This window comes from Lentzea flava (genome assembly GCF_014648475.1).
In the GTDB taxonomy this organism is placed as follows: domain Bacteria; phylum Actinomycetota; class Actinomycetes; order Mycobacteriales; family Pseudonocardiaceae; genus Lentzea; species Lentzea flava.
The window spans coordinates 31,809-53,646 of the sequence record NZ_BMRE01000023.1; the positions used below are offsets into that span (position 1 = coordinate 31,809).

The window sequence follows — 21,838 nt, forward strand, 5'->3', positions numbered from 1 at the left end:
CTAGTCCCGCGGCCGGTCTTCAGCCGCGGGAACGAGCACCTCCTCCCGTGGCAACTCCTCGTCATCGAGGCCGAGCACGTGACACACCTGTTCCCTGCTGGCTCCGAACATGAAGCACATGCCGTCGACGCTAGGCCGGCCCTCTCGCCGCAAGCTTCTCGATTCCTGCCCGTCTCGTGAAATTTGCAGACGCATGGCTCCGCACGAGCATCCTCGTGCTGGGATCTGCGTCCTGGAGGAGCGAGAGGGAGGGGCACCATGACCGATCGCGGTGACCGCATTGTGAGCGTGCTCGAGGACGCCTTCGCCGGGCTGATGTCCGCCGATCCCGCCGCGTTCCGGCACAAGTTCCGCAAGATGGCGGCCGAACCGTTCGCGTTCTACAGAGGCAGCGCCTGCCTGTTCTACGCCGACATGGCCGAATTGCCCGACGAATGGACCGACGACCGCACCAGCCGCATCTGGATCCAGGGCGACCTGCACGCGCAGAACTTCGGCACCTACATGGACTCCGAGGGCACGCTCGTCTTCGACGTCAACGACTTCTACGAGGCCTACCTCGGCTCGTTCACCTGGGACCTCCGCCGCTTCGCCGCCTCCATGGCCCTGCTGGGCTGGCGCAAGGCACTGCCGGACAGCGCGATCACCGACCTGATCCGCACCTACGTCGCCGCCTACGTGGCCCAGGTCCGCTCGTTCGCCGAACACCCGAACGACGAACTCTTCAGCCTGCGCCTCGACAGCACCGAGGGCGCCCTGCACCGAGTCCTGCAACGCGCCCGCCTCGCCACCCGAATCGGCCTGCTGGACGAGAAAACCGTCATCGTCGACTACGAACGCGTCTTCCGCCGCGACCGCGAGGGCACCCACGAGCTCGACCCGCAGGCGCGCGCCACCGTCGAGGAGGCCTTCGCGTCCTACCTCGACACCATCCCGACCGGCAAGCGGGCGAGCAGCCGCACCTACACCGTCAAGGACGTCGTCGGCCGCAGCGGCTTCGGCATCGGCTCAGCCGGCCTGCACGCCTACAACATCCTGGTCGAGGGCCGCACCCAGGCGCTGGAGAACGACGTCGTCCTGTCCATGAAGCAGGCCAACGTAGCCGCCCCCAGCCGGATCGTCCCCGACCAGCGCATCCGCGACTACTTCACCGACCACGGCCACCGCACCGCCGTCTCGCAACGGGCCCTGCAGGCCCACGCCGACCCGTGGCTCGGCCACACCCAGATCAACGGCGTCGGCTACGTCGTCGCCGAGCTCTCCCCCTACGAGGCCGACCTCGACTGGTCCGACCTCACCGAGCCCGCCGACATGCTCCCGGTCCTCGACCACCTGGGCCGCGCCACGGCCAAGATGCACTGCGTGGCCGACGAGGACTCCGAGCAGACCCTCGTCGCGTTCCAGTGCGAGGAAGCCATCGCCGCCGTGATCGGTGACCGGGAGACCGCGTTCACCGACGCCATCGTCGCGTTCGCCCTCGACTACGCGCGTCAGACCCGTGAGGACCACCGCCTGTTCGTGGACGCGTTCCGGGAGGGCCGGTTCCAGAGTGTCGGCTCGACCGCGTGAGCCGTTCGGCGGTACGTTTGCGGCCAATCGAACGACAGGAACCCCGATGGCCCGCTCCGACGACGCCCAGCACGACCTCGACGACCTGGGTGCTCTTCTCCGCACACAGCGGAAGAGGGCTGGGCTCACCGGGGTCGAGGCCGCTCGGCGGGCTGGGTTCACCCAGTCGAAGCTGTCCAGGATCGAGACCGGTCTGCTGCTGCCGAGCCCGGACGACGTGCGCCGGCTGGCCGCCGGGCTGGGCATGGAGGCCGATGCATCGGCACGAGCTCTCGAGTTGATCGACCGTCTGCAGGACGAACACGCGGCGCGTCGTGTCGTGCTGCGCCGTGGAGTCATCACGGAGCACACCGCACTGCTGGCCAAGTTCGGGAACGCCGGATACGTCGTGGCAGCGGACCCCGTCGTCGTGCCTGACTGGCTGCGCACCCGCGACTACCTGCTCGCGGCGGCAGGCCCGTTGTCCGAACGCAACACCGAGGCAGCAACGGCGCTGCTGCGCAGGCGGCAGCAAATGATGGCGACGCCGGGCTTCCGGTTCGAGTTCTACGTGTTCGCGTCGGCGCTGGGAACCCGTGTCGGCTCGTCGCGGATCATGGCGGAACAGACCTGGGAGCTGGCCACGATCAGCGATCGGTACCCGAACGTCGTACTTCGCGTGATCCACCACAAGAGCGAGCTCACGCCCGTCCTTCCCCACGGCTTCGAGGTGCACGACGACCGGCAGGCCGTGCTCACGCTGGTCCCCGGAGTAGTGGTGATCACGTCGGACAACGACGTGCAGCCGTTCCGCCACATCGTCAGCTCGCTGCGGAAGTGCGCGATGAACGCGGAGCAGTCGCGCGCTTACCTCGAACACTTCAGCAGGGCCTACGACATGGATCGGCAAACGGGCGAGAAGTACGCCTCCTGAGCTGGTGGGCGGCACACGTCCGCCCACCAGACAGAAGAAGAACGTGAACTGCTTTCAAAACGGGCACGCAAGCCGGAGTTCCAGCGCGATCGCCTAGTCGAGCTGGTCGTCGCCGCTGATCTCGTCGACCCAGTGTTTCGAGGCCGTCCTGACCTCGGTCGATGTCGCGTCGGCGTGGGTCATTGCCACAGCCGCCGCAACAGCGAACACGCCGAAGACGGCGCACACAAACCGACGTAGAGCCTTGTTCAAGGCCGTTCTCCTGGTTTCTTGTCGCTGAGATGCGAGGTGAGGTCGCATATAACACCCCGACGGGCACCGACGTCAACCAGTCGCACTTCAGTGCGACACTCGAACAGGGCAGTCGTCCGCGAAAGATACCTGTCAGTAAAGAACGCCGTCAGAAGGCTTCAGGACGCCGATCGACCACGGGCGAATCCGTGCGGGCGCCGGGCAAATCGATTTCACGCTGAAGTTCGCGCAGCTCAACCGCGATTCGCTCACCGCGCTCCGGCTGCAGGTCGGCCAGCAGAGCCGCAGCGATCGTCAGGGCCTCGACCGCGCCATCCCGCTGGCCGTCCCGCGCGAGAACACGGCCGAGCACGTGCAACGCAGTCGCTTCACTGAGCGGCGCGTCCGCGCGGCCGCAGAACTGGATCGCTTTGCGCGCATACTGTTTAGCTTCGAACATGTTGCCGTCTTCAAGCTCGATCTGACTCAGCAATGCGCAGACCTCACCGACACGACCCACCGCCAGCAAGCCGGCGTGTTTCCACAATGCCGCCTCGGCGAATCCACGCGCCTCCGCAGTGCGCTCCCTGGCAAAGCTCAACTCACCCAGCAGCTGCAGAACGGTGGCTTCGGAGGCCTCGTCTTCCTGGTCACGAGCCAACGCCAACGATTTGTGGTAGTACGAAGCGGCACGCTCGTACTCGAATGCTTCCTTGTACGCTTCACCAGCGCGGTAAAGAAAGACCTTCTCCATCCCCGGACCGCTTTCGCCGATCTTGCGGACCAGTGCGAGAGCGCGCTCATGGGAATCAATGCCCATGGTCACGTTGCCGGTGGCGACGAGTATCCGTGCACCGGTGTGCAAACAGGTCGCCACCCCGGAGGTCTGGTCGCCTTTCGCTCGCTGGTAGGCCAGGTGTGCGGAGTGCACGTAGTGCTCGGCCCGCCCGTACTCCTGACGGGCGAGGTAGGTGTGCCCGATCTGCTGCAGCAGCCCGGCGGCGTCCTCCTCCGCCGGCTCACCGAGCGCCTTCGCGGCAGCCAGACCGAGGTGCAGGACGTTCAGCACCTCTGCCGTCAGCCCCTGCCTCAGCCAGATCTGGCCGACCATCTGAGGAATTCGCATGGCGTGCTCGAAGTACCCTGCGTTGACCGCGAACCGCACCAGGGCAACGATGTTCTGCGCCTCCGCGGTGCACCAGCGATGTGCTGACACCCTGTCCCCGAACTCGAGCGCCTCGACGTTCTCATCGGCGTCCGATTTGGACACTCGAACCATCGTGGGGAGCACTCGTACGTCCGCGTTCTCGGCAGTCTTGAGGTAGAAGTCGAGCATGCGGCGTTCGATCGCGCGGCGCTCCGCCGCGTTGTCGAGCAGCCCTGCCGAGAACTCGCGCAGCAAGTCGTGCAACCGGTACCTGTCCAGTGCGCCGGCCTGCTCCAGCAGGTGAGCCTCCACCAAAGCGTCCAGCGCGTCGTGCACTCTGCGCGCGGGCAACGCCGCCATGGCGGACGCAGCACTCACGCTGATCACCGGACCCGGATGTGCGCCCAGTGTCCGGAACAGCAGATGCGCGGCAGTGTCCAAAGCCCGCAACGACTGCATGAAGACGGCACGCGGTCCGTGCATCGTGCCGATGTCGAGCACACCCCGTTCACGGAAGTGCGTCACGAACGCACCCAGCTGCACACCCGGCCGTGTCGCGATGTGGTTCGCGAGCACTTTCAACACGATCGGCAGGCCACCGCAGACCTGAGTCAGCTCCACGAGTTCGTCGCTTCCGCTGCCGCGATCACCGATGCGGTCGACGAGCAGTCGGCACGCTTCATCCGCGCTCAGCGGGTCGATCGAGATCCGTTGCGGTGCAAGTCGAGCCGCCAGGCCGGACAACCTGGACCGGCTCGTCACGACGACCACACCGGACGAGAACACCGGCAGCAGCTGGTGGATCTGATCGGTGTCCCTGACGTTGTCGAGAACCGTCAGCAGCCGCCGCCCGGACAGCAGTGACTGCAGCTTTGCGAGGCGGTGCTCAGGATTGGCGATCCGGTCCGGAGGCACGCCGAGGCCCTGCAGGAAGCGGTCGACGACGGATGAGGCTTCAACGATGGCACCGTCGGAGAATCCTTGCAGATCAACGAAAAGCACGCCGTCAGGGAAACGGGCTCGACGGGTGTGGGCCCAGTGGACGGTGAACGCGGTCTTGCCGACGCCGGCGGGGCCGTCCACGACAACGATTCCCGGCTGTGCCGCCATGGCGTCGAGCTTGGCGAACTTGTCGGCGTGACCGACGAACAGCGGAACGTCGAGTGGGAGTTGCTCGGGAATCAGCACACCCGCCGTGCCGCTCAACGGTGCGGTACGGGCGACACCATGTTCCCTGAGGCGGTCGTGGAACTCGCGCAGGTCCTGTGCCGCGGCTTCGTTGAGCGAGGCTTTGCAGGCCTGGTACGCACTCAGGTAGAGCTGAGTCGCCTCGTCGGTGCGCGACAACAGGTGCAGTGCCTCGAGCCGCCGCTTCAGCAAGGTCGGATGCGCCAGGTAGTCGGGCGCCAGGTCGTCGAGCACCTGCAGGACCGAGTGGTACTCACCCAGCACGAGATACTCGGTGCAGAGCAGGTCGTACGCGGGCATCTGGACGATCTGCAGGGCTCGGTCGCGCCACGCCTCGGCACGGTCGGATCTGAGGTCTTCGAGTGGACGTTGGTGGCGCCAGATGGTGAATGCGGCTCGAATCGCGTCCAATGCCTGCTGATGATCGCCACGCCTGGCCAGATCGCGGGCACGATCGACGAGCTCCCGGAACTGGAAGTAGTCGATCAATTTTCGTTCAACGGTGAGCCGATAAGCACCGTTCGTGACGAGCAATTCCACTCGATCTTGCATCGATTCGAGTGCTCGCCGGATCCGCCAGGAATACGAGTGGAGCGTTTGGGTCGGGTTCTTCGGCGGCTCATCGTCCTCGCACCACACCCAGTCCACGAGCTCCGCCGCAGGTACAGAGGCTCCTGGCTGCACCAGCAGAGCAGCCAGCATGGCGCGCAACTTGGGCGGGCCCCATTGCGTGTCGACGGTCTCGCCGACACGTATTCCCGTTTGTCCCAGAATCGTGAATCGCGCATCCACGAGCGCCACCCCTCATCCCCGCCGAAGAGTGTCCTCCCTGTTCAACACCGATGCAACGCACTCGTTCGGCCGAAGGTGACAGTTAAGTGACAGTCCATTGACATGCGCGTGTGAATGGTGGCGGCAACCCGTCTGATCGCCGTCGCCGGATGTGCTTTGAAGTGCGCGAAGAGTTTTTGACAGCTCAATGAACGGTCTCGGCCGGATGGTCTTGGCATCGCTTCTACGGAGGGAGGCCGGGATGAACTGGTTCACGACCCCGCTCGGCGCGGGAGGTGTGCACCGGGCGACGGTGCCGGGATGCCGCAAAGTGCTGGTGATCGTGCCCAGCGTGGTGGCGGGCACGCGGCTGCTCGACCTTTTGCCGTTGCTGGACAGCGATTTTCGCATCCAGGTGTACTTCACACTGCCTGAGCCGTGTGGCAGCACGACCAGGTTCCTCAGCGCGATCGGTGGGCTGGTCATTCCCTGGGAGATGGCGTTGCAGCACGAGTTCGACCTGGTGCTCGCGGCCAGCTACCGGTTCATCGACCGGGCGCCGGGGCCGGTGCTCGTGCTGCCGCACGGGGCGAGTGCGATGAAGTCGCGGCAACGGGTTCGCGCGGCAGGAGAAGGTGCGCGGCCGGTGCACGGGCTTGATCGGCAGCTGCTCATGCGCGACGGCAAGGTGCCCGCCTCGGCGATCGTGTTGTCGCACGACCAGGAGCTCGACGTGCTGGCCGAGTCGTGTCCGGAGGCGCTGCCGGCTGCGGTCGTGGCGGGGGACATCTGCCTCGACCGGATGCGGGCGAGCTTGCCGTTTCGCGAGCACTACCGGCGGGCGCTCGGCGTGGAACCCGGGGAGACGCTCGTCACGATCAGCTCCACCTGGACCGCGGAGTCGACGTTCCACCAACGCCCTGAGCTGTATCGGGAACTCCCCCGCAGCGGCAAGGTGGCCGCGGTGCTGCACCCGAACATCTGGGCGGCGCACGGCGAGTGGCAGGTGCGGTCGTGGCTCGCCGGCAGCGAGGTGATGATCATTCCGCCGGAGGAGGGCTGGCGGGCGACGGTGATCGCGAGCGATGTCGTCGTCGGTGATTTCGGGTCGACGACTCAGTACGCCGCCGCGGTCGGGACGCGCGTCCTGCTCGCCACGTGTCCAGAGGTCCGTGACGGCAGCCTCGCACACGCCCTGCGGCGAGTGGTGCCGATGTTCGCCGGTGACATCGCGGAAGCCGTTGCCGTACCCGGATTCGCGGACCTGATCAGCTCTCGGCTCGACCAGGCCGGCGCCATTCTGCGCGCCACCATGTACCGCCTGCTCGGCATCCAGGAACCCGCCCACGCCGTACCGGTGGCGCCGTGTTCGTTGACGACGGCGTGATCCGGGAGAACGGGGTGCTGCTCGTGCGAAGTGACCGGGCAGCACCGAAGTGGTGGACGCTGGCGGACGTGCTGCTGGCCGCGCCCGAGCTGTCAGCCGCGGTCGCGCTCGCGGTCGCCCGGCTGTTGCTGCAGAGGTACGTCGGCTGCTCGCTCGTCGTCGTCCCGATCCAGCGCGGCGAGCCGATCCCTGACGCGGTCGGCGCTCGGGTCGAAGGATTCGCCGTAGCAGGCCAGCGAGGAGCGGTAGTGGTCGCGAGCGTGCACCAGATCGCCTTGCCGCTCGGCGATTTCGCCCATCAACTCGAACGCGTCGGCGACGTGCAACGGTGAGCCCGCGTCGCGGACGTCTGCCAGCACGCCGTCGGCGAGTCGAGCAGCCTCGCCGAACCGCGAGGCGTGGAGAAGCGCGCGGGACAAGAACATCCGTGCGCGTGCCTTGTCGACCACGTTGTCCAGCAACGCCTCGGACTCCTGGAGTTCGGCGATCGCTTCGTCGATGCGGCCCATCGCGATGAGCACCTCGCCGACCCGTCGACGAGCGAGACCGACGCCACGCACGCGCCCGTGGCAGGTCTCCACGTCCACGCCTTCGCGGAAGTACCGGAGGGCGATGTCGAACTCGCCCTTCAACCGGTGGATGTGGCCCAGCTGCACCAGGGCCGTCGCCCGGCTGCCGAGATCGTGGTCACCCGCGAGGTCGAGCACGGTGCGGATCTGGAAGGTCGCCTCGTCGAGCCGGCCGAGGTTTCGCAACGCCACCGCCAGCTGGTTGCGCAGGCGCGCCTCCGCGGTCCGCTCACCGCACAACTGCGCCGCCCGCACGCCCAGTTCGTGGGTGTAGAGCCAGTCCGAGTAGTGGTGACGCCGCTGGAACAGCGCGAACATGGCCTCGGCGAGCTGCCAGACGAGTTCCGGCCAGCCGTGGACGTCGGCCGCGCGCAACGACTGCACGAGGTTGTCGCGCTCGTGGTCGAGCCAGTCGAGCGCTTCGGCCCGCGACCCGAACACGTCCGGGTCCGCCGACTTGAAGCGCAGTCCCACACGAGGACGGCCGGGGATCGCGGCGGAGTCGGCGACGGCGGCCTTGTCGAGGTAGAACTCCACGGCCCGGTGGATCGCTTCCACGCGTTCGGTGTCGTCCTGCCCACGGGCGTGGAGCCGCAGGAGGTCGTGGAACCGGAACCGGTCGTCACCGACCTCGATCAGCAGGTTCTTCTCCACCAGATCGTCGAGATCGTCCTCGACATCGGCGACGTCGTCGGCGAGCATCGCCGCCGCGGCCTCCACACCGAAACTGTGACCCGGATGCCACGCGGTCAGGCGGTACAGCTTGGCCTGTCGCTGCGGCAAGTCCACATAGGACAAGTCGAGCACCGCGCTCACCGACGTGGAACCGCCGAGGTCGAGGCCGGCCAGCCGGCGGTTCTCGGTTCTCAGCTCGTCGACCTCTCTCGCCAGAGTGCGCCGCGGCCGTCTGGACAACCGCGCGCCGATCACCCCGAGCGCGATCGGCATGCCACCGCACAGCCTGGCCAGCTCGCGCGCGGCGTCGGCTTCCACTGCGAGCCGGGGCTCCCCCACGACCTGTTCCAGCAGTTCGACCGACGCACTGAGGTCCATCGGGTCGACCTCGATGAACCTGGCGCCGTCCATGCCGAGCGGGCTGAGCCGCCACCGGCTGGTCACCACCACGACGCAGCTCGGCGAAGCGGGCAGCAGAGGCCTGACCTGGGCCGCACTGGCGGCGTTGTCGAGCAGGACCGCGAACGAGCGATCAGCCGTCAGCGACCGGAAGAGCGCCTGGCGTTGCGGAAGGCTCGGCGGCACGACCTCGACACCGAGCGCGCCGAGGAACCACTCGAGCACTTCGTCGGGCTGTGCGGCGTCCGCGTGGGCGCCCAGGTCGACGTAGAGCTGGCCGTCGGGGAACTGGTCGCGCGTGTCGTGCAGCCACCTCAGCGCCAGCGAGGTCTTGCCGACACCAGGAGGTCCGCTGACCACGACGAGCAACTGATGATCTTCGTGCTCGTGCCACCTGTCGAGCTCCGTCAGTTCCTCGACCCTGCTGACGAACACCCTGGGTGCGGGCGGCAACTGTTGCGGCACAGCGATTCCAGGCGGTCCGGAATGGATGTTCAGCGTACCGATCGTCCTGGCCTGCACCACGTTTCCACAGGTGGTTCCGGACATGGTGTTTTCGACTCTGGCCACCCGACATCACCCCGCGACCACGCTACGACGTGGAGGTCGGGCAAGACACCCACCGCAATTCGTCAGATGGGCACTCTGATGAATATGCGCATCCTCTTCTCAAGCGTTCCGCAGCACGGCCACCTGCTGCCGCTGCTCCCCCTCGCCCGCGCGTTCCAGGCCCGCGGGGACCTGGATCGACCTGACGGCGGACGAGGCGTTCGCGGTGGTGGAGGGCTTCAAGGCCGATCTGGTCGTGGCCCAGCTCTGCGATTACGTGGGGCCGTTGGTGGCTCATGAAAGGTGTGCCGCTGGTGGTGCTGCCGCAGGGGCCGACCAGTTCTTCCAGGCCGAGCGGGTGGCGGCGGCCGGGGCCGGGATCGCGCTCGACCCGCCCGCGCAGGCACCGGAGGCGTTGGTGGCGGCCGTGCGGTCGGTGCTGGAGGACGTGAGCTTCCGGGAGAACGTCTCCGCGATCGCCAAGGAGATCGCCGCGATGCCGGACGCGGATGAGGTGGTCCTGATGCTGGAAGCCGGTCCATGACGAGGTCCTACCACTCGCCGCGCCGTGCCTGGGACGCCGCCGACACCCGTCGAGGGTGCGGCCGTGGAGTTGTTCTCCGCCAACGGGTACGCGCGGGTCACGGTGGCGGACATCGCGAAGCAGGCCGGGGTCGCGCCGCAGACCGTCTACTCGAGCGCGGGCAGCAGGTGGTCGAGGTGCTCTACGCGGCGATCCCTGCGCACGAGGACGGGGCAGCGCTCTGGGAGCGGAGCACGACGGCGTACCGGCAGGCGCTGCGGAATGTCGCGGAACACCTGTGCGACAAAGGTCTTCTCGGCATGGAGGTCGACAAGGCCACGGACGTGCTGTGGTTCTGCTTCGGGTTCGGGGCGTGGCGGACGCTCGTCAAGGAGTGCGGCTGGTCCTGGAGTGCCGGTCGTCACAGACGGAAATATTCCACGCGATCAGGTGCTTTGCTTCCACCGTGAAGCTCGTCTACGTCTTCGACGCCTACTGCGGCTGGTCGCACGCCTTCTCCGGCACCCTGGAGCAGGTCATCGCGCGTCATCCCGACCTGCCGGTCGAGGTGGTCTCCGGTGGGCTGTTCACCGGGCAGCGGCGGGTGCCGATTCGCGAGTACGGGTTCATCAAGGCCGCCAACGTCCAGGTCACCGCGCAGACCGGGGCGTGGTTCGGCGAGGCCTTCAACGCGGTGCTCGACGAGGGCACGTTCGTCATGGACTCCGGGGACGCCGCGCGGGGGCTGATCGCGCTGCGCCAGGCCGCGCCGGAGAAGGCCGCCGAGCTGGCGATCGCGATGCAGAAGGCGTACTTCCACGACGGGTTGAGCCTGTCCGACGCGAAGACCTACCGGAAGATCGCCGACGACTTCGGCCTCGACTCCGACGCGGTCGTGGGCGCGTTCAAGACCGCTGTGCCCGACGCCGACTTCCAGCTGGCGGCACGGCTCGGCGTGAGCAGCTTTCCGACGCTGATCGCGGTCAAGGGGAGCAACGCGTACGCGCTCGCACGTGGACACGCCACGGTCGAGCAGGTCGAGGCCAGGCTGGCCGCCCTGCTCTGACGTCAGTTGGTGTGGTGACGGTTGGTCCACGCGGCCACGGCGGGCAGCACGTCGGTGATCCACTCGCGGGCGGCTGCGGTGAGCTCGTAGCGCGCCGCCCGGCGGTGCACGAAACCGTTGTCCTGCAGGTGGTCCAGCGTGCGGTGCACGTTCGGGCCGAGTGCTGAGACCAGTTCGTCGAGCACCTTGGCGCCGTCGGACAACGCGACGAGCACGTGCGGCAGCTGGTCGGTGCTCATCAGGTCCTGCAACGCGATCAGGTGGTGCAGCGCCGAGGTGTCGGGGTTCCGCTCTGCCGCGAAAGCGCTCGCGTCGTGCACCTGGACGCGGGCCCTGCCCTTGCGCTTCGCCCGCTGCAACGCCGCGTCGGTGTCGCGGACCAGGTCGATCAACGTGTCGTCGCTGCCGGGGACGTGGGACGCGACGCCGATGGACGCCGTCTGGCCGTACAACGTCATGCCGTAGCCGTCGTTGGTGGTGATCTCGGTCTGCAGCGCGCGGATTCCGCGCAGGATCCGTTCGGCCACGACAGCGGCCTCACCCGCCGTGGTGCGCGGCAGCAGAACGAGGAACTCGTCGCCGCCGTACCGGCACACGAGGTCCGACGAGCGCGTGTGTGCTTTCAGGACACCGGCCACGTCGCCCAGCACGACGTCCCCTGCGGGGTGGCCGTACTCGTCGTTGATCTTCTTGAAGCGGTCGAGGTCGATCATCAGCAGCGCGACCTGCTCCCAGCGGCGCTGAGCGCGGCGGTACAGCGCGGGCGCCTGGTCGTCCCAGCCCCAGCGGCCGAGCAGGCCCGTCAGCCGATCCGTCGCCCATGCGCCAACGGGTTGTGCGCACGTGCCACAGCGCGAGGGAGCGCTCTCGTCGTGCAGACGCAGAGAACCGTGGTCCACCGGAAGCCCCATCCGCGCAGTCGCCATGAGTCCCCCCAGACATCAGCTCTGACTGGCTCGAACTGCCACTTTCAACTGAAGTGACGTCGTTCGGATCAAACGCGACACATCAGTTGAAGCGGCGGAGTGTGATCATAGGGCTACACAGTGGTGGATTCAACCCCTGTGATGCCATATGCTCTGCGGGTTCCACAACAGTGGAATGATCGCTGGCCAGGGGTCGCTCCAGCGGAGGTGTGGCGTGAGGCCGTTCGCCGAGATGCTCAACGAGCTGTGCAACAACCCGCCCAACGGCCAGGGCAAGGTGACCAACGTAGCGCTCGCCGCCGCGGTGAAGTCGCGGGGTGGCGACATCGGGCACGGCTACATCTCGCAGCTCCGCCTCGGCGTGAAGGACAACCCGACCTGCCAGGCCATCGTCGACCTCGCCGGCGCGCTCGGCGTGCACCCCGCCGTGTTCGTCGGCGGCCGCCGCGAGCTGCACCCCGGTGAGCGGCCCGGCTGGCGTCCCACCGCGTTGAGCACCCTGTTCGAGGCCGTGCACCCGCCGGACCGCGGGCCGTGGTCGCCGGAGGAGGTCGCGGCGGCCATCAGCTCGTCCGGCCAGTTCGGCAGCATCTCCGCGAGCTACATCCGCGAACTGCTGAGCAACACCAGCGACAACCCGCGTCTCAAGCACATCCTCGGTCTGGCGGACCACTTCGGCGCCGACCCCGCGTACTTCTTCGACGACGACCTCGCGGCCAGGGTCGACTCGGAGCTGACGGACTTCCTGGCACTGCGCGAACTCGGCGTCGTCGAGTTCGTCACCCGCTTGGCCGAACGTACGGGCGAACTCTCCCCGCAGGCCAGGGCCGCTGCGGTAGAAGGGTTCCGGCAGGCGCTCGAAGTCGGGGAGGGCTGGTCGTTCCCGCTGAACAGCCGCCGTACATCCGCGGACCACACTTGATGACGACACCGGCGTGAAGATCTCTGCTTGGACCGCTGCAGACGACATCGAGAGGAGGCGACGGGTGAACCGCAGGAAACTGCGCAAGCTGGTCGACGAGGTCGCCCGAGACCTCGACCTGCCGCCCGACGCCACGCACCGGGACGCGAGCCGCCGGGTCTGCGAGCTCATGAGCGAACGGCTCGGGCGCGCGGTCGACGTCCGCTTCGCCGCGATCACGAACGCCGTCTGCCTGAGCGGCGCGACCGCGTTGCTGGAGAACGGTACGTATCTCGTGATCTGCGCGGACTCCCCGTCCTGGTACCACCGCCTGCACGTGCTGCTGCACGAGTTCGCGCACGTGCTGCTGGAGCACCAGCCGGTGGCGCTCGGCCGCAGCGAGGGCATGCGCAGGCTCGCGCCGCACCTGCTGCCGCGGATGGCGCAGATCATCGCCGGGCGCACGACGCTGACCGAGGACGAGGAGCGCGAGGCCGAGAACCTCGCCGACCACCTGCTGGAGCGCCTCACGGAACACCGGGTGTGGGCCGACACGGCCGCCACCGAGGAGCCCGCGCACGTGCGCCGGGTGGCCGAGTCTCTCGAAGGAAGATCTCGCTGGGTGCGTCGTGGCGATCTTTAACCTGATCTACCTCTCGTGCGGCATCGTCGGTCTGCTCCTCCTCGCGTACAAGATCCGTGCGCTGCGGTCGAGCTGGGGCAGCCCGCGGGTCGTGGCGTTGATCTCCACCGTGTTCTTCTCGGCGTTCGCCGTGCTGTTCGCCGCGCCCGCGAACATCACGTGGATCAACTGGACGACCGGCGTGCCGAACTTCGCGGCGCTGCTCGTCTACAGCCTCGTGGTCTGCTTCGCCGGCGCGTCGTTCTCCCTGGTGCTGTACTGGCGCTACCCGGCAGCCCTGGCGTGGCAACGGGTCCGGCTGATCGTCGTCAGCTACACCTCGATCGTCGCGGCGATGATCGTGCTGTTCTTCAAGTCCGAGGTCGACGAGGAGCGCCAGGTCGACTTCGACACGTTCTACGCCACGCAGCCAACGGTGGCGGTGTTCCTGTTCATCTACCTCGTGGCGACCGGGGTCGGGTGCGGCGGCCAGGCGTACCACTGCTGGCAGGGTGCGCGGGACGAGGCGATCTCCGCCCGGCCGTGGCTCGCTCGCGGCCTGCGCTGGTACTGCTTCGCCGGCCTCTTCCCGGTGGCGTTCGCGGCCATCAAGCTGTTCGTGCTGATGATGGACTGGGCCGGTGAGCGCAGCTTCGACATCCTGAGCCTCACCGCGCCGCTGATGGCGTCGCTGAGCATGATCCCGCTGGTGATCGCGATGGCGCTGCCGGTCTTCGGCCCGCGCCGCCCGTCGCCGTCGCTGTGGCTGCGGCGGTGGCGGACGTACTTCGCCCTGCGCCCGCTGCACCGCGCTCTGGTGCACGTGAACCCCGGCATCGTGCTGGTGGCGCCGGGCAAGTTCCTCAACCCGCACCACCGGGTGCGGCGGCAGATCATCGAGCTCAACGACTGGCGCTGGGCGCTCACGCCGTACTTCGACCTGTCCGTGGGTGAGACCGCGACCTCCCTCGCACGCCAGGCCGCCCTGCCCAAGGACGAGGTCGCCGCCGTGGTCGAGGCGGCCCAGCTGCGGGCAGCGGGATCCGGCGGTCGCAGGACGCCCGCCAAGCGCCGTCCCGCCGCGGAGATCGTCGACGGCACCGACCTCACCACCGAGCACGACAGGTGGGTGCGCATCTCGCGGGCGTTCCAGCACTCGCCGATCGTGGACGCGGCGGTCGCCACTCGTGTGGAAGCAGCAGGGGGAATGGATTAGATGGCACCCACACACGCCGTTGTCCTGGGAGGAGGACTCGCGGGCATGCTCGCGGCGTCCGTTCTCGTCAGACACGTCGACGAGGTCACCGTCGTCGAGCGCGACAAGCTGCCGGACGGACCCTCACCGCGGTCCGGTGTGCCCCAGGCCAGGCACGCGCACCTGCTGATGTCGGGTGGCGCCCGTGCGATCGAGTCGTTGTTGCCGGGGACTTTGGACGCGTTGTTCGCCGCGGGCGCGCACCGGATCGGGGTGCCGAACGACCTGGTGTCGCTGAGCGCCCAGGGGTGGGTGCCGCGGTTCCCCGAGATGCAGTTCATCGTCTCGTGCAGCCGCGGACTGCTGGACTGGGTGGTGCGCAGCCAGGCGTTGCGGGACAACAAGATCTCGGTGCTGACCGGCACCGAGCCCGTGTCGTTGCTGGGTGATCGGCACGCCGTCACCGGTGTGCTGGTGGAGGACCGGATCTCGCGCGAGCAGATCTCGCTGGAGGCCACCCTGGTCGTGGACGCGACCGGACGCGGCTCACGGCTGCCGGGCTGGCTGACCTCGTTGGGGTTGCCCGCGGTGCACTCCGAGAGCGTCGACTCCGGACTTGCTTACGCCACCCGGATTTTCCGGGCTCCTCCTTCCGCTGCTTCGAACTTTCCGATCGTCAACGTGCAGGCGAACCCCCGTGATCCGCACCCCGGCTGCACGGCCACACTGCTGCCCATCGAGGACGGCCGGTGGCTCGTGACGCTGTCCGGGACTCGAGGCGGCGAGCCGTCCACCGACGAGTCGGAGTTCGTGGACTTCGCCCGATCCGTGCGCAATCCCGTGGTGGGCGAGCTGATCGCGTCGGCCGAACCGCTGTCGCCCGTGTACGGGTCACGCAGCACGGCCAACCGCCGGATGTTCTACGAGCGCTTGAAGTCCTGGCCCAGCGGGTTGCTGGCACTGGGCGACTCGGTGGCCACCTACAACCCCGTCTACGGGCACGGGATGTCGATCGCGGCGCAGAGCGCCCAGGTCCTGGACGCCGGGTTGGCGGCAGGGCACGGCGCCCAGCGCATCCAGCGCGGCATCGGCAAGGTCGTCGACGGCGCCTGGGCCATGGCCACCAACCAGGACATCCTCTATCCGGGCGCCGTGGGGAAGCCGTTGCCGTTGGCAGGGCGGGTTCTCCAGCGCTACGTGGAACGGCTGGTGCGCACGGCCACCACCGAGGCGGCGGTGACGCGGGTGTTCCTGGACGCGTTCACGTTGTCCGGGCCCATGGCCAGGCTGCTCAGCCCCAGGATGATGTGGGCGACGATGCGCGGGCCCCGGCGAGAGGTGTCGCCGGAACCCACGCTGAGGCCCGATGAGCGGGAGCGGGTCACATCGCCGGAGTGAACTGCGCGCCCTGCACGTACTCCATGGCCTTGATGAACGCCGGATCGTGCATCCTGGCGTTCATCTCCTCCGGAGACGGGTCCGCGACGCGCTGGTGCAACCACCACAGGTTGCCGAACGGGTCGGTGAAGCGGCTGACCCGGTCGCCCCAGAACAACTCCGTCGGATCCGTGACCACGGTGCTTCCCAGCGCCTCCGCCTTCTTCAGCGTCGCCAGGTCGTCGGCGACGTAGACGCGGAGGAAGACCGGGATCTTCGGCCAGTTCGGCACGTCGAACATCATCACCACCGAGTCGCCGATGCGGACCTCGGCGTGGCCGATCTCCGGGGCCTCGCCGATGCGGCCGAGCTCGGTCGCGTCGAACACCTCCGTGACGAAGTCGATCAGCTCGGCGGTGCGGCCGTTCGTGATCATCCACGGGGTTACGGTGTGGTAGCCCTCGGGCACGACGTTCATCAGTCCATCCCTTCGATGTTGTGCAGCACGACCGTACGGTGGATGCAGGACAGGTCCGGTCCTACTTTTCGGGTGATGTTGTGGGAGTTGGGTCTTGCCCTGTGTTCGGTGGGCAGATGGCGGCGCTTGGTGCGCGCTGAGTGGCGAAGACACCGCGAAGGTCGGCTGCTGAGCGGCAAAGACACCGCGCCCGGTCCAGGACCGAAGGTCGGCTGTGCAGCAGGCAGCCATCGCCCCGCACTCAGCGGTCACACGGCCACATCGCGCCGCCGACCCCACGTCTTCGGCGGGCACACCACATTGCGTGCCGACCCCACGACCGGAACACCGGCGGCCGGTCGCGAGGTGGCCTGCTGAGCGGCGAAGGCGCGGCGAAGATCGGCTGTGCAGCGGCGAAGACACCGCGAAGATCGGCTGTGCGGCACTAGCTTTGCGGGCATGAGTGATGCGGCCCGGTTGTTGCGCCTGCTGTCGCTGTTGCAGACGCCGCGGGAGTGGCCAGGCAGTGAGCTGGCCGAGCGGCTCGACGTGACGCCGCGGACCGTGCGGCGGGACATCGACCGGCTGCGCGAGCTCGGGTATCCCGTCGAGGCCACGATGGGGGTGCTCGGCGGGTATCGGCTGGTCGCGGGCAAGGCCATGCCGCCATTGCTGCTCGACGACGAGGAGGCCGTCGCCATCGCGGTCGGGCTGCGGACGGCTGCCCGGCAACCCGTGGCGGGTATCGCCGAGGCGTCGTTGCGGGCGCTGGCGAAGCTGCAGCAGGTGTTGCCGCCACGGCTCGCGCGGCGGGTGTCGTCGCTGACGTCGGCCACCGCGTCGGCTGCGGCCTCGTTCGCCTCGCTGGTCGACCCGGCACAGCTCACGGTGATCGCCGGGGCGGTGCACGCTCGGGAACGGGTGCGGTTCGCGTACGTGTCGAACGACGGGGTGGTGTCGAAGCGGCACGTCGAGCCTGTTCAGTTGGTCGCGCTCGGCCGGCGCTGGTACCTCCTCGCCTTCGACGTGGAACGGGACGACTGGCGGATCTTCCGGATGGACCGCATCTCCGACGCGGTGGGCACCGGGGCGCGGTTCGCGGCACGGGACGCGCCCGGCGGGGACGCGACGGAGTACGTGACGCAGAAGATGTACGAGTCGGCGCCCACCTACCGGGCGCGCGCGACTCTGCGGCTGCCCGTGGACCTGGCACGGGCTCGGCTGGCGGACTTCGCCGGCGACCTGTCAGCCCTCGACGACGGCTCGTGCGTCTGGCACAGCGTCGAGGACACGATCGACTACCTCGCGTTCCGCCTGACCTCGCTGGGGTGTGACTTCACCGTCCACGAGCCGCCGGAGCTGGTGGACCACCTGCGCGTGCTGGGTGAGCGGATCACCCGCTCGGTGGACTCGCCCTGACGCCCAGGACCGGCTGACCGCCGAGCACGCCTTGGTAGGAGCTGTCCCACGGCCAGTTGCCGGACTCGTCGGCGTGGACGAGCTGCAGCGCCTCGATGCCCTCGCCGAACAGCCGGGCGGACACCAGCAGGTGCGCCCACGGGCGGGCCACGCGGACCACCTCCAGCAACGGGCCGCCTTCCAGGGCGAAGCGCCGGCCAGGCGACGGGACGCAGCTGTGGGCCAGGTGCTCGGCCGTGTCGTCGAGGAGGCGGCCCGCCTCCAGGACGGGCATGCCCGTGACGACGAGCTCAGGCAGGCCGCGCAGGGTCAGGCCCACGGTGTAGGCCCAGGGCGGGTGGGCGCGGTCGCGTTCCACCACCTGCACGGCCCAGCCGCGTGCGTCGATGCAGCGGCGCAGGGTGGCCAGGTGTTCGTCCATGCGGCTGGCGGGATGGTCGCAGTCCCAGCACATCAGGGGTCTCCTCGGGGTTGGAGTGAGCGGGGGAGGTCGTGTCTCGTCCAGTGTGCCGAGGAGCACCGACAAGATCGTTTGGGCAGTTCGTGGACAGAAAGTGGACAAACGATCTGTCGGCCGTCTGGCTCGTTAGTCTGCGACGCACGGAGGATCGTGCATGCGCAAACGAACGCTTCTGATCGCGTTGGCCGCAGTCGCAATCATTGCGGCTGCGGGCATTGCGACCGTGCTTCGCCCCGATGACGTTGCGGTGCAACAGCGTCATCACGGTCGGAGAAGTGACCGCGGGCAAGGAACAACGGCCCGGCCGCGCGGATCGTCCTGATCTGCCCGCAGGACGACAACGCGAAGGGCTGCGGTGACTGATGGACGTCGAACCCGGCACACCCCTCGCCGACGCGATCAGGGCCGCGCAGGCCGCCGCCCGCCGTGGTGACGTGCACGGGGTCGACCACGCCTACACCGAAGCCGCCAAGATCACCCGGATCGTCGCCCACGACCACTGCGCCACCCTGCTCGACCTCGGCGCGATCGGCAAAGCGGCCCAGCGCTGCGACGAGTACCTAACGACGGACGACACCGGCCTGAGAGTCCTCCGCGCCCAGATCCGCAGTGCCGCGACCGAGCACGCCGAGGCAGCGCAGGACGTGCGGGCGCTGCGCAGGCGAGACCTCACCGAACTGCAGCAGGCGGTGCTGGCGAGGGTCGCCGCGCTGGCCGCCGCCGACCGCGGCGATTACCCCACCGCGGAAAGCGAACTGGACGCGGCCGAACGTCACTTCCGGCGCGCGGAACGCACCGAGTTCCTGGAAGCGATCGGCAACGACAGGCTTCTCCTCGACGTGCGCAGAGGCAGCCGCGTCTCCACGACCGACGAGCGGACTCCGCGCACCCCCGCCGAGTACCTGAGGCGGGCAACGGCTCTGCGACGCGACCTCCGCTACGAGGAAGCACTGGCGCTGATGACGAAGTGCGTCACCGGCTACGAGATCGAGCCCGCGCTGCGGTTCGCCGTCCTCTACGAGCTCACCGTCCTGCTCGTCCTGACCAGGCAGGCCGGTGCGGCCCGCCGACTCTTCCCGTTGCTGGTGGCCGCGGCCGGTCCTGAGGTGCTCTCGAAGCTGCCCGACGCGACCAGGACGCTCAGCCAGGAACGCCACCTCCACCACGTCCGCCGCCTCATCGCCGAAGACGAGCTGACCGAGGCGGAAGGTCTGCTGGGACAGGGAACCTCGGCGCTCTGGCACCTCACCGCGGCCGAGCTCGCCTACGCGGGCGGCAGGCTCGACGAGGCGGCCCGGCACTTCCAGCAGGCCGCTCGCACCGGTCACGCCGAGCTCAAGGCGCTGGCACTGCGCAAACTCGGCGACACGTACGCGGACGCAGGGGACGAAGACCGGGCGGCGAAGTGCTGGAACGAATCCCACCACGTCGAAGAGGACATCGCCGACCACCAGGACAGCCCCGGCATCAGGCTGCGGATGCTGCGCGCGGCGCCGGACGAACACGACGGCCGCGTCCTGGCCGCGGTCCGCCGTGTCCAGCGCGACGGCCGGAAAGCCCTGGCGGGCCTCGCGGTCGCCGTCGAGGCAGCCAGAGGCGCCACGATCCTGGCCGAATCCCGCGACCTGCCGAGGTTCACCGACCTGCGCGCGGCACAACGCTGGCTGCGCAGGACGATCAAACACCTGCCGCGCGACCAGGTGGTGTGGATGATGCACGCCACCCCGGAGCAGCTGCACCACGTGCTCATCGGCCGCAGCATCACGCACGTCGCCATCGACGTCCACGTCAGCGAGCTGGCCGAGACGATCCGCAGGCTCAAGGCGTGGAAACCGAGGTACGACCCGGCGATCCTCGGCAGCCTGCTCGCCGAGCTGACGAACCTGATCGCGCTGGAAGACGTGATCAGAGCCCTGCCGCGGAAGATCACGAGGATCGCCGTCGTGGCAGGCGACGTCCTGGCGGACGTCCCGCTGGCAGGCCTGCCCGTGCCCGGCACCGGCCTCCGCCTCGGCCTCACGCACGCCCTGTCCAGCCTGCCGTGCCTGTCGGCCCTGCCGGTGCTGCACCGCCGCTCCCGCGGGCAGCGGGGCGACGACACGGCGATCTTCAGCCCGGACCCGCGACTCCGCAGGGCCACGACGCGGGGCGAGCAGTTCTCCACGGCCGGGGAACTCGAACGCGTTCTGGAAGAACACCGGTTCCAACGCATCCGCATCGACGCCCACGGCAAGTACAACCGCGTGAACCCCGACCAGTCCTGGCTGACGTTCGGCACCGAGAGGGTGTCCGCGGAAGCGTTGGGAAACATGGACTTCAGCGCGTGCGGCACGGTGGTACTCGGTGCCTGCGAGTCCGGCGTGGCCCAGCAACGGGGACGAGACGAGAAGACCGGCTTCGTCCGCTCGACGATCGCCGCGGGTGCCGCCGCGGTCGTGGCCGCCCGCTGGCAGGCCGAGGACGAGGCGGCGCGGCAGGTGCTCGACGCGTTCGACCGGAACCTGGCCAGGATGCCCCGCGACCGCGCGCTGCAGCACGCGTTGCGAGAGGTGGCCGACCGCCATCCGGCGGACTGGGCGTGCTGGTCGCTGCACGGCGACGCGGGCATCCAGACCAAGGCGGGCCCACTGCGCAGAAGACTCAGGAAGAACGGAGAACCCGTGCCGCTCGAAACCCGCCCCGAGGTGTTCCTGTCGTTCGCCGGCAAGGACCGCCCGCACGCCGAGCAGCTGCGTGCCGACCTGGAGGCGCGCAACATCAACGCCTATCTCGACGAGAACGAGCTAGCGCCCGGCACCAACGTCGTCGGCGCCATCAACGACGCGCTGGCCACGTCCGACTACTACGTGCTGCTGTGGTCGGCGAACACCCCGCAACGCGAGTGGGTCACCGCGGAGTGGACCGCGGCGTTCAACCTCGAGATGACCCGCCGCCGCGCCTTTCTGTTCATCGTGCGGCTCGACGAGGAACCGCTGCCTCCCCTCCTCTCACCGCGCAAGCACATCGACCTCGTGGAGGCCGCCGACCGGCTGGTCGCGACGTGGCGCGCGGACCGCAGGTCGGAGCTTCCCGTCTTCCCGCAACCGGTGCCGCCGACGCCGGACGGTCCGACCGTCGCGATCTCGGTGCGCAGCCACGACCTCGGCGTCACGCACGTCGTCATGACCCCGTTGCACCTGACCGGAGCGGAGCTGTACCGGACGGTGTTCCAGGCGTTGCGGCTGCCGGCCGAACAGGCCACGTTCGACGGCGCGATCGGGATGCGGTTCTCCTACGAGCTGTTCCAGCAGAACGAACCCATCCCCGACGACCAGTCCACTGTGGAGCTGACGTCCGACCTCGTCGACCTCGCGGTCCGCGTCGAGTCGTTCGGCCCGCGCGGCCCCTACAACAACAAGGAGTTCCGTCCGGACGACGAACTGGACGAAGGACTGGACGTCGACCAGCAGCGCATGCTGCTGGTCGCCGCGTTCCGCCATCTCCTGCCGTAGTGC

Annotated in this window: 18 protein-coding genes and 1 pseudogene; 13 read left to right on the forward strand and 6 right to left on the reverse strand. The window is 68.5% G+C overall.

Going from position 1 to position 21,838, the window contains the following annotated elements; all coding sequences use genetic code 11:
- Positions 1–258 precede the first annotated feature (258 nt).
- Both IEZ09_RS24730 and IEZ09_RS24735 read left to right on the forward strand, forming a co-directional pair.
- The gene (locus tag IEZ09_RS24730) at positions 259–1,569 is read left to right on the forward strand and encodes a DUF2252 domain-containing protein (protein WP_189256136.1); all 1,311 of its coding nucleotides are present in this window, start codon (positions 259–261) and stop codon (positions 1,567–1,569) included.
- 46 nt (positions 1,570–1,615) lie between these two features.
- The gene (locus IEZ09_RS24735; RefSeq protein ID WP_189256137.1) at positions 1,616–2,482 is read left to right on the forward strand and encodes a Scr1 family TA system antitoxin-like transcriptional regulator; all 867 of its coding nucleotides are present in this window, start codon (positions 1,616–1,618) and stop codon (positions 2,480–2,482) included.
- Between the two features lie 400 nt (positions 2,483–2,882).
- On the opposite strand, the gene IEZ09_RS24740 is transcribed toward IEZ09_RS24735, so the two are convergent.
- Complete coding sequence (locus tag IEZ09_RS24740) at positions 2,883–5,849, reverse strand: ATP-binding protein (RefSeq protein WP_189256138.1); 2,967 nt, start codon at positions 5,847–5,849, stop codon at positions 2,883–2,885.
- A 232-nt stretch (positions 5,850–6,081) separates the two neighbouring features.
- Between IEZ09_RS24740 and IEZ09_RS24745 the strand changes: the two genes are divergently transcribed.
- Positions 6,082–7,206 carry a hypothetical protein gene (locus tag IEZ09_RS24745; protein WP_189256139.1) on the forward strand — a complete coding sequence of 375 codons (1,125 nt, stop codon included), beginning with the start codon at positions 6,082–6,084 and terminating at the stop codon, positions 7,204–7,206.
- 92 nt (positions 7,207–7,298) lie between these two features.
- Here the strand turns inward: IEZ09_RS24745 and IEZ09_RS24750 are convergent, their stop codons facing one another.
- Together IEZ09_RS24750 and IEZ09_RS47510 are read right to left on the reverse strand one after the other, a co-directional pair.
- Positions 7,299–9,314 (reverse strand): NB-ARC domain-containing protein, encoded by a 2,016-nt coding sequence (locus tag IEZ09_RS24750; protein ID WP_189256140.1) that lies wholly within the window; start codon positions 9,312–9,314, stop codon positions 7,299–7,301.
- Between the two features lie 204 nt (positions 9,315–9,518).
- Positions 9,519–9,641, reverse strand: a complete 123-nt coding sequence (locus IEZ09_RS47510) for a hypothetical protein (RefSeq protein ID WP_268247647.1) — start codon at positions 9,639–9,641, stop codon at positions 9,519–9,521.
- Here IEZ09_RS47510 and IEZ09_RS24755 point away from each other — a divergent pair.
- The 4 genes and pseudogenes from IEZ09_RS24755 (at position 9,628) to IEZ09_RS24765 (ending at position 10,987) form a co-directional block, all read left to right on the forward strand.
- A complete protein-coding gene (locus tag IEZ09_RS24755) occupies positions 9,628–9,942 on the forward strand; it encodes a nucleotide disphospho-sugar-binding domain-containing protein (RefSeq protein ID WP_229812919.1) in 315 nt (104 codons plus the stop codon). The two genes, IEZ09_RS47510 and IEZ09_RS24755, sit on opposite strands and share 14 nt — an antisense overlap.
- A gap of 63 nt (positions 9,943–10,005) precedes the next feature.
- Positions 10,006–10,086: pseudogene (locus IEZ09_RS47515) on the forward strand (TetR family transcriptional regulator); the annotation flags it as partial.
- A 32-nt stretch (positions 10,087–10,118) separates the two neighbouring features.
- Positions 10,119–10,391 carry a hypothetical protein gene (locus IEZ09_RS46750; protein ID WP_229812920.1) on the forward strand — a complete coding sequence of 91 codons (273 nt, stop codon included), beginning with the start codon at positions 10,119–10,121 and terminating at the stop codon, positions 10,389–10,391.
- The gene (locus IEZ09_RS24765) at positions 10,388–10,987 is read left to right on the forward strand and encodes a DsbA family protein (RefSeq protein ID WP_189256141.1); all 600 of its coding nucleotides are present in this window, start codon (positions 10,388–10,390) and stop codon (positions 10,985–10,987) included. Before IEZ09_RS46750 ends, IEZ09_RS24765 begins: the two co-directional genes overlap by 4 nt.
- A 2-nt stretch (positions 10,988–10,989) precedes the next feature.
- Here IEZ09_RS24765 and IEZ09_RS24770 read toward each other — a convergent pair whose 3' ends face one another.
- Entirely contained in the window at positions 10,990–11,886 is an 897-nt protein-coding gene (locus tag IEZ09_RS24770) for a GGDEF domain-containing protein (RefSeq protein ID WP_189256142.1), read from the reverse strand.
- 241 nt (positions 11,887–12,127) lie between these two features.
- Here IEZ09_RS24770 and IEZ09_RS24775 point away from each other — a divergent pair, with 241 nt between their 5' ends.
- The 4 genes from IEZ09_RS24775 to IEZ09_RS24790 all read left to right on the forward strand — a co-directional run bounded on the left by IEZ09_RS24775 (position 12,128) and on the right by IEZ09_RS24790 (position 16,029).
- On the forward strand, positions 12,128–12,835 hold the full coding sequence (locus IEZ09_RS24775) for a helix-turn-helix transcriptional regulator (RefSeq protein WP_189256143.1): 708 nt from the start codon (positions 12,128–12,130) through the stop codon (positions 12,833–12,835).
- Between the two features lie 64 nt (positions 12,836–12,899).
- Positions 12,900–13,457, forward strand: a complete 558-nt coding sequence (locus tag IEZ09_RS24780; RefSeq protein ID WP_189256144.1) for a hypothetical protein — start codon at positions 12,900–12,902, stop codon at positions 13,455–13,457.
- A complete protein-coding gene (locus tag IEZ09_RS24785) occupies positions 13,444–14,652 on the forward strand; it encodes an MAB_1171c family putative transporter (protein ID WP_189256145.1) in 1,209 nt (402 codons plus the stop codon). The genes IEZ09_RS24780 and IEZ09_RS24785 overlap by 14 nt, the downstream gene beginning before the upstream one ends.
- The gene (locus tag IEZ09_RS24790) at positions 14,653–16,029 is read left to right on the forward strand and encodes an FAD-dependent oxidoreductase (RefSeq protein ID WP_189256146.1); all 1,377 of its coding nucleotides are present in this window, start codon (positions 14,653–14,655) and stop codon (positions 16,027–16,029) included.
- Here IEZ09_RS24790 and IEZ09_RS24795 read toward each other — a convergent pair.
- Entirely contained in the window at positions 16,013–16,486 is a 474-nt protein-coding gene (locus tag IEZ09_RS24795; protein WP_189256147.1) for a VOC family protein, read from the reverse strand. The two genes, IEZ09_RS24790 and IEZ09_RS24795, sit on opposite strands and share 17 nt — an antisense overlap.
- 438 nt (positions 16,487–16,924) lie before the next feature.
- Here IEZ09_RS24795 and IEZ09_RS24800 point away from each other — a divergent pair, with 438 nt between their 5' ends.
- A complete protein-coding gene (locus IEZ09_RS24800) occupies positions 16,925–17,884 on the forward strand; it encodes a helix-turn-helix transcriptional regulator (protein WP_189256148.1) in 960 nt (319 codons plus the stop codon).
- Here IEZ09_RS24800 and IEZ09_RS24805 read toward each other — a convergent pair.
- Positions 17,859–18,338, reverse strand: a complete 480-nt coding sequence (locus IEZ09_RS24805; RefSeq protein ID WP_189256149.1) for a DUF4262 domain-containing protein — start codon at positions 18,336–18,338, stop codon at positions 17,859–17,861. The two genes, IEZ09_RS24800 and IEZ09_RS24805, sit on opposite strands and share 26 nt — an antisense overlap.
- Positions 18,339–18,706: 368 nt before the next feature.
- Between IEZ09_RS24805 and IEZ09_RS24810 the strand changes: the two genes are divergently transcribed.
- Positions 18,707–21,835 (forward strand): TIR domain-containing protein, encoded by a 3,129-nt coding sequence (locus tag IEZ09_RS24810; RefSeq protein ID WP_189256150.1) that lies wholly within the window; start codon positions 18,707–18,709, stop codon positions 21,833–21,835.
- Positions 21,836–21,838 lie beyond the last annotated feature (3 nt).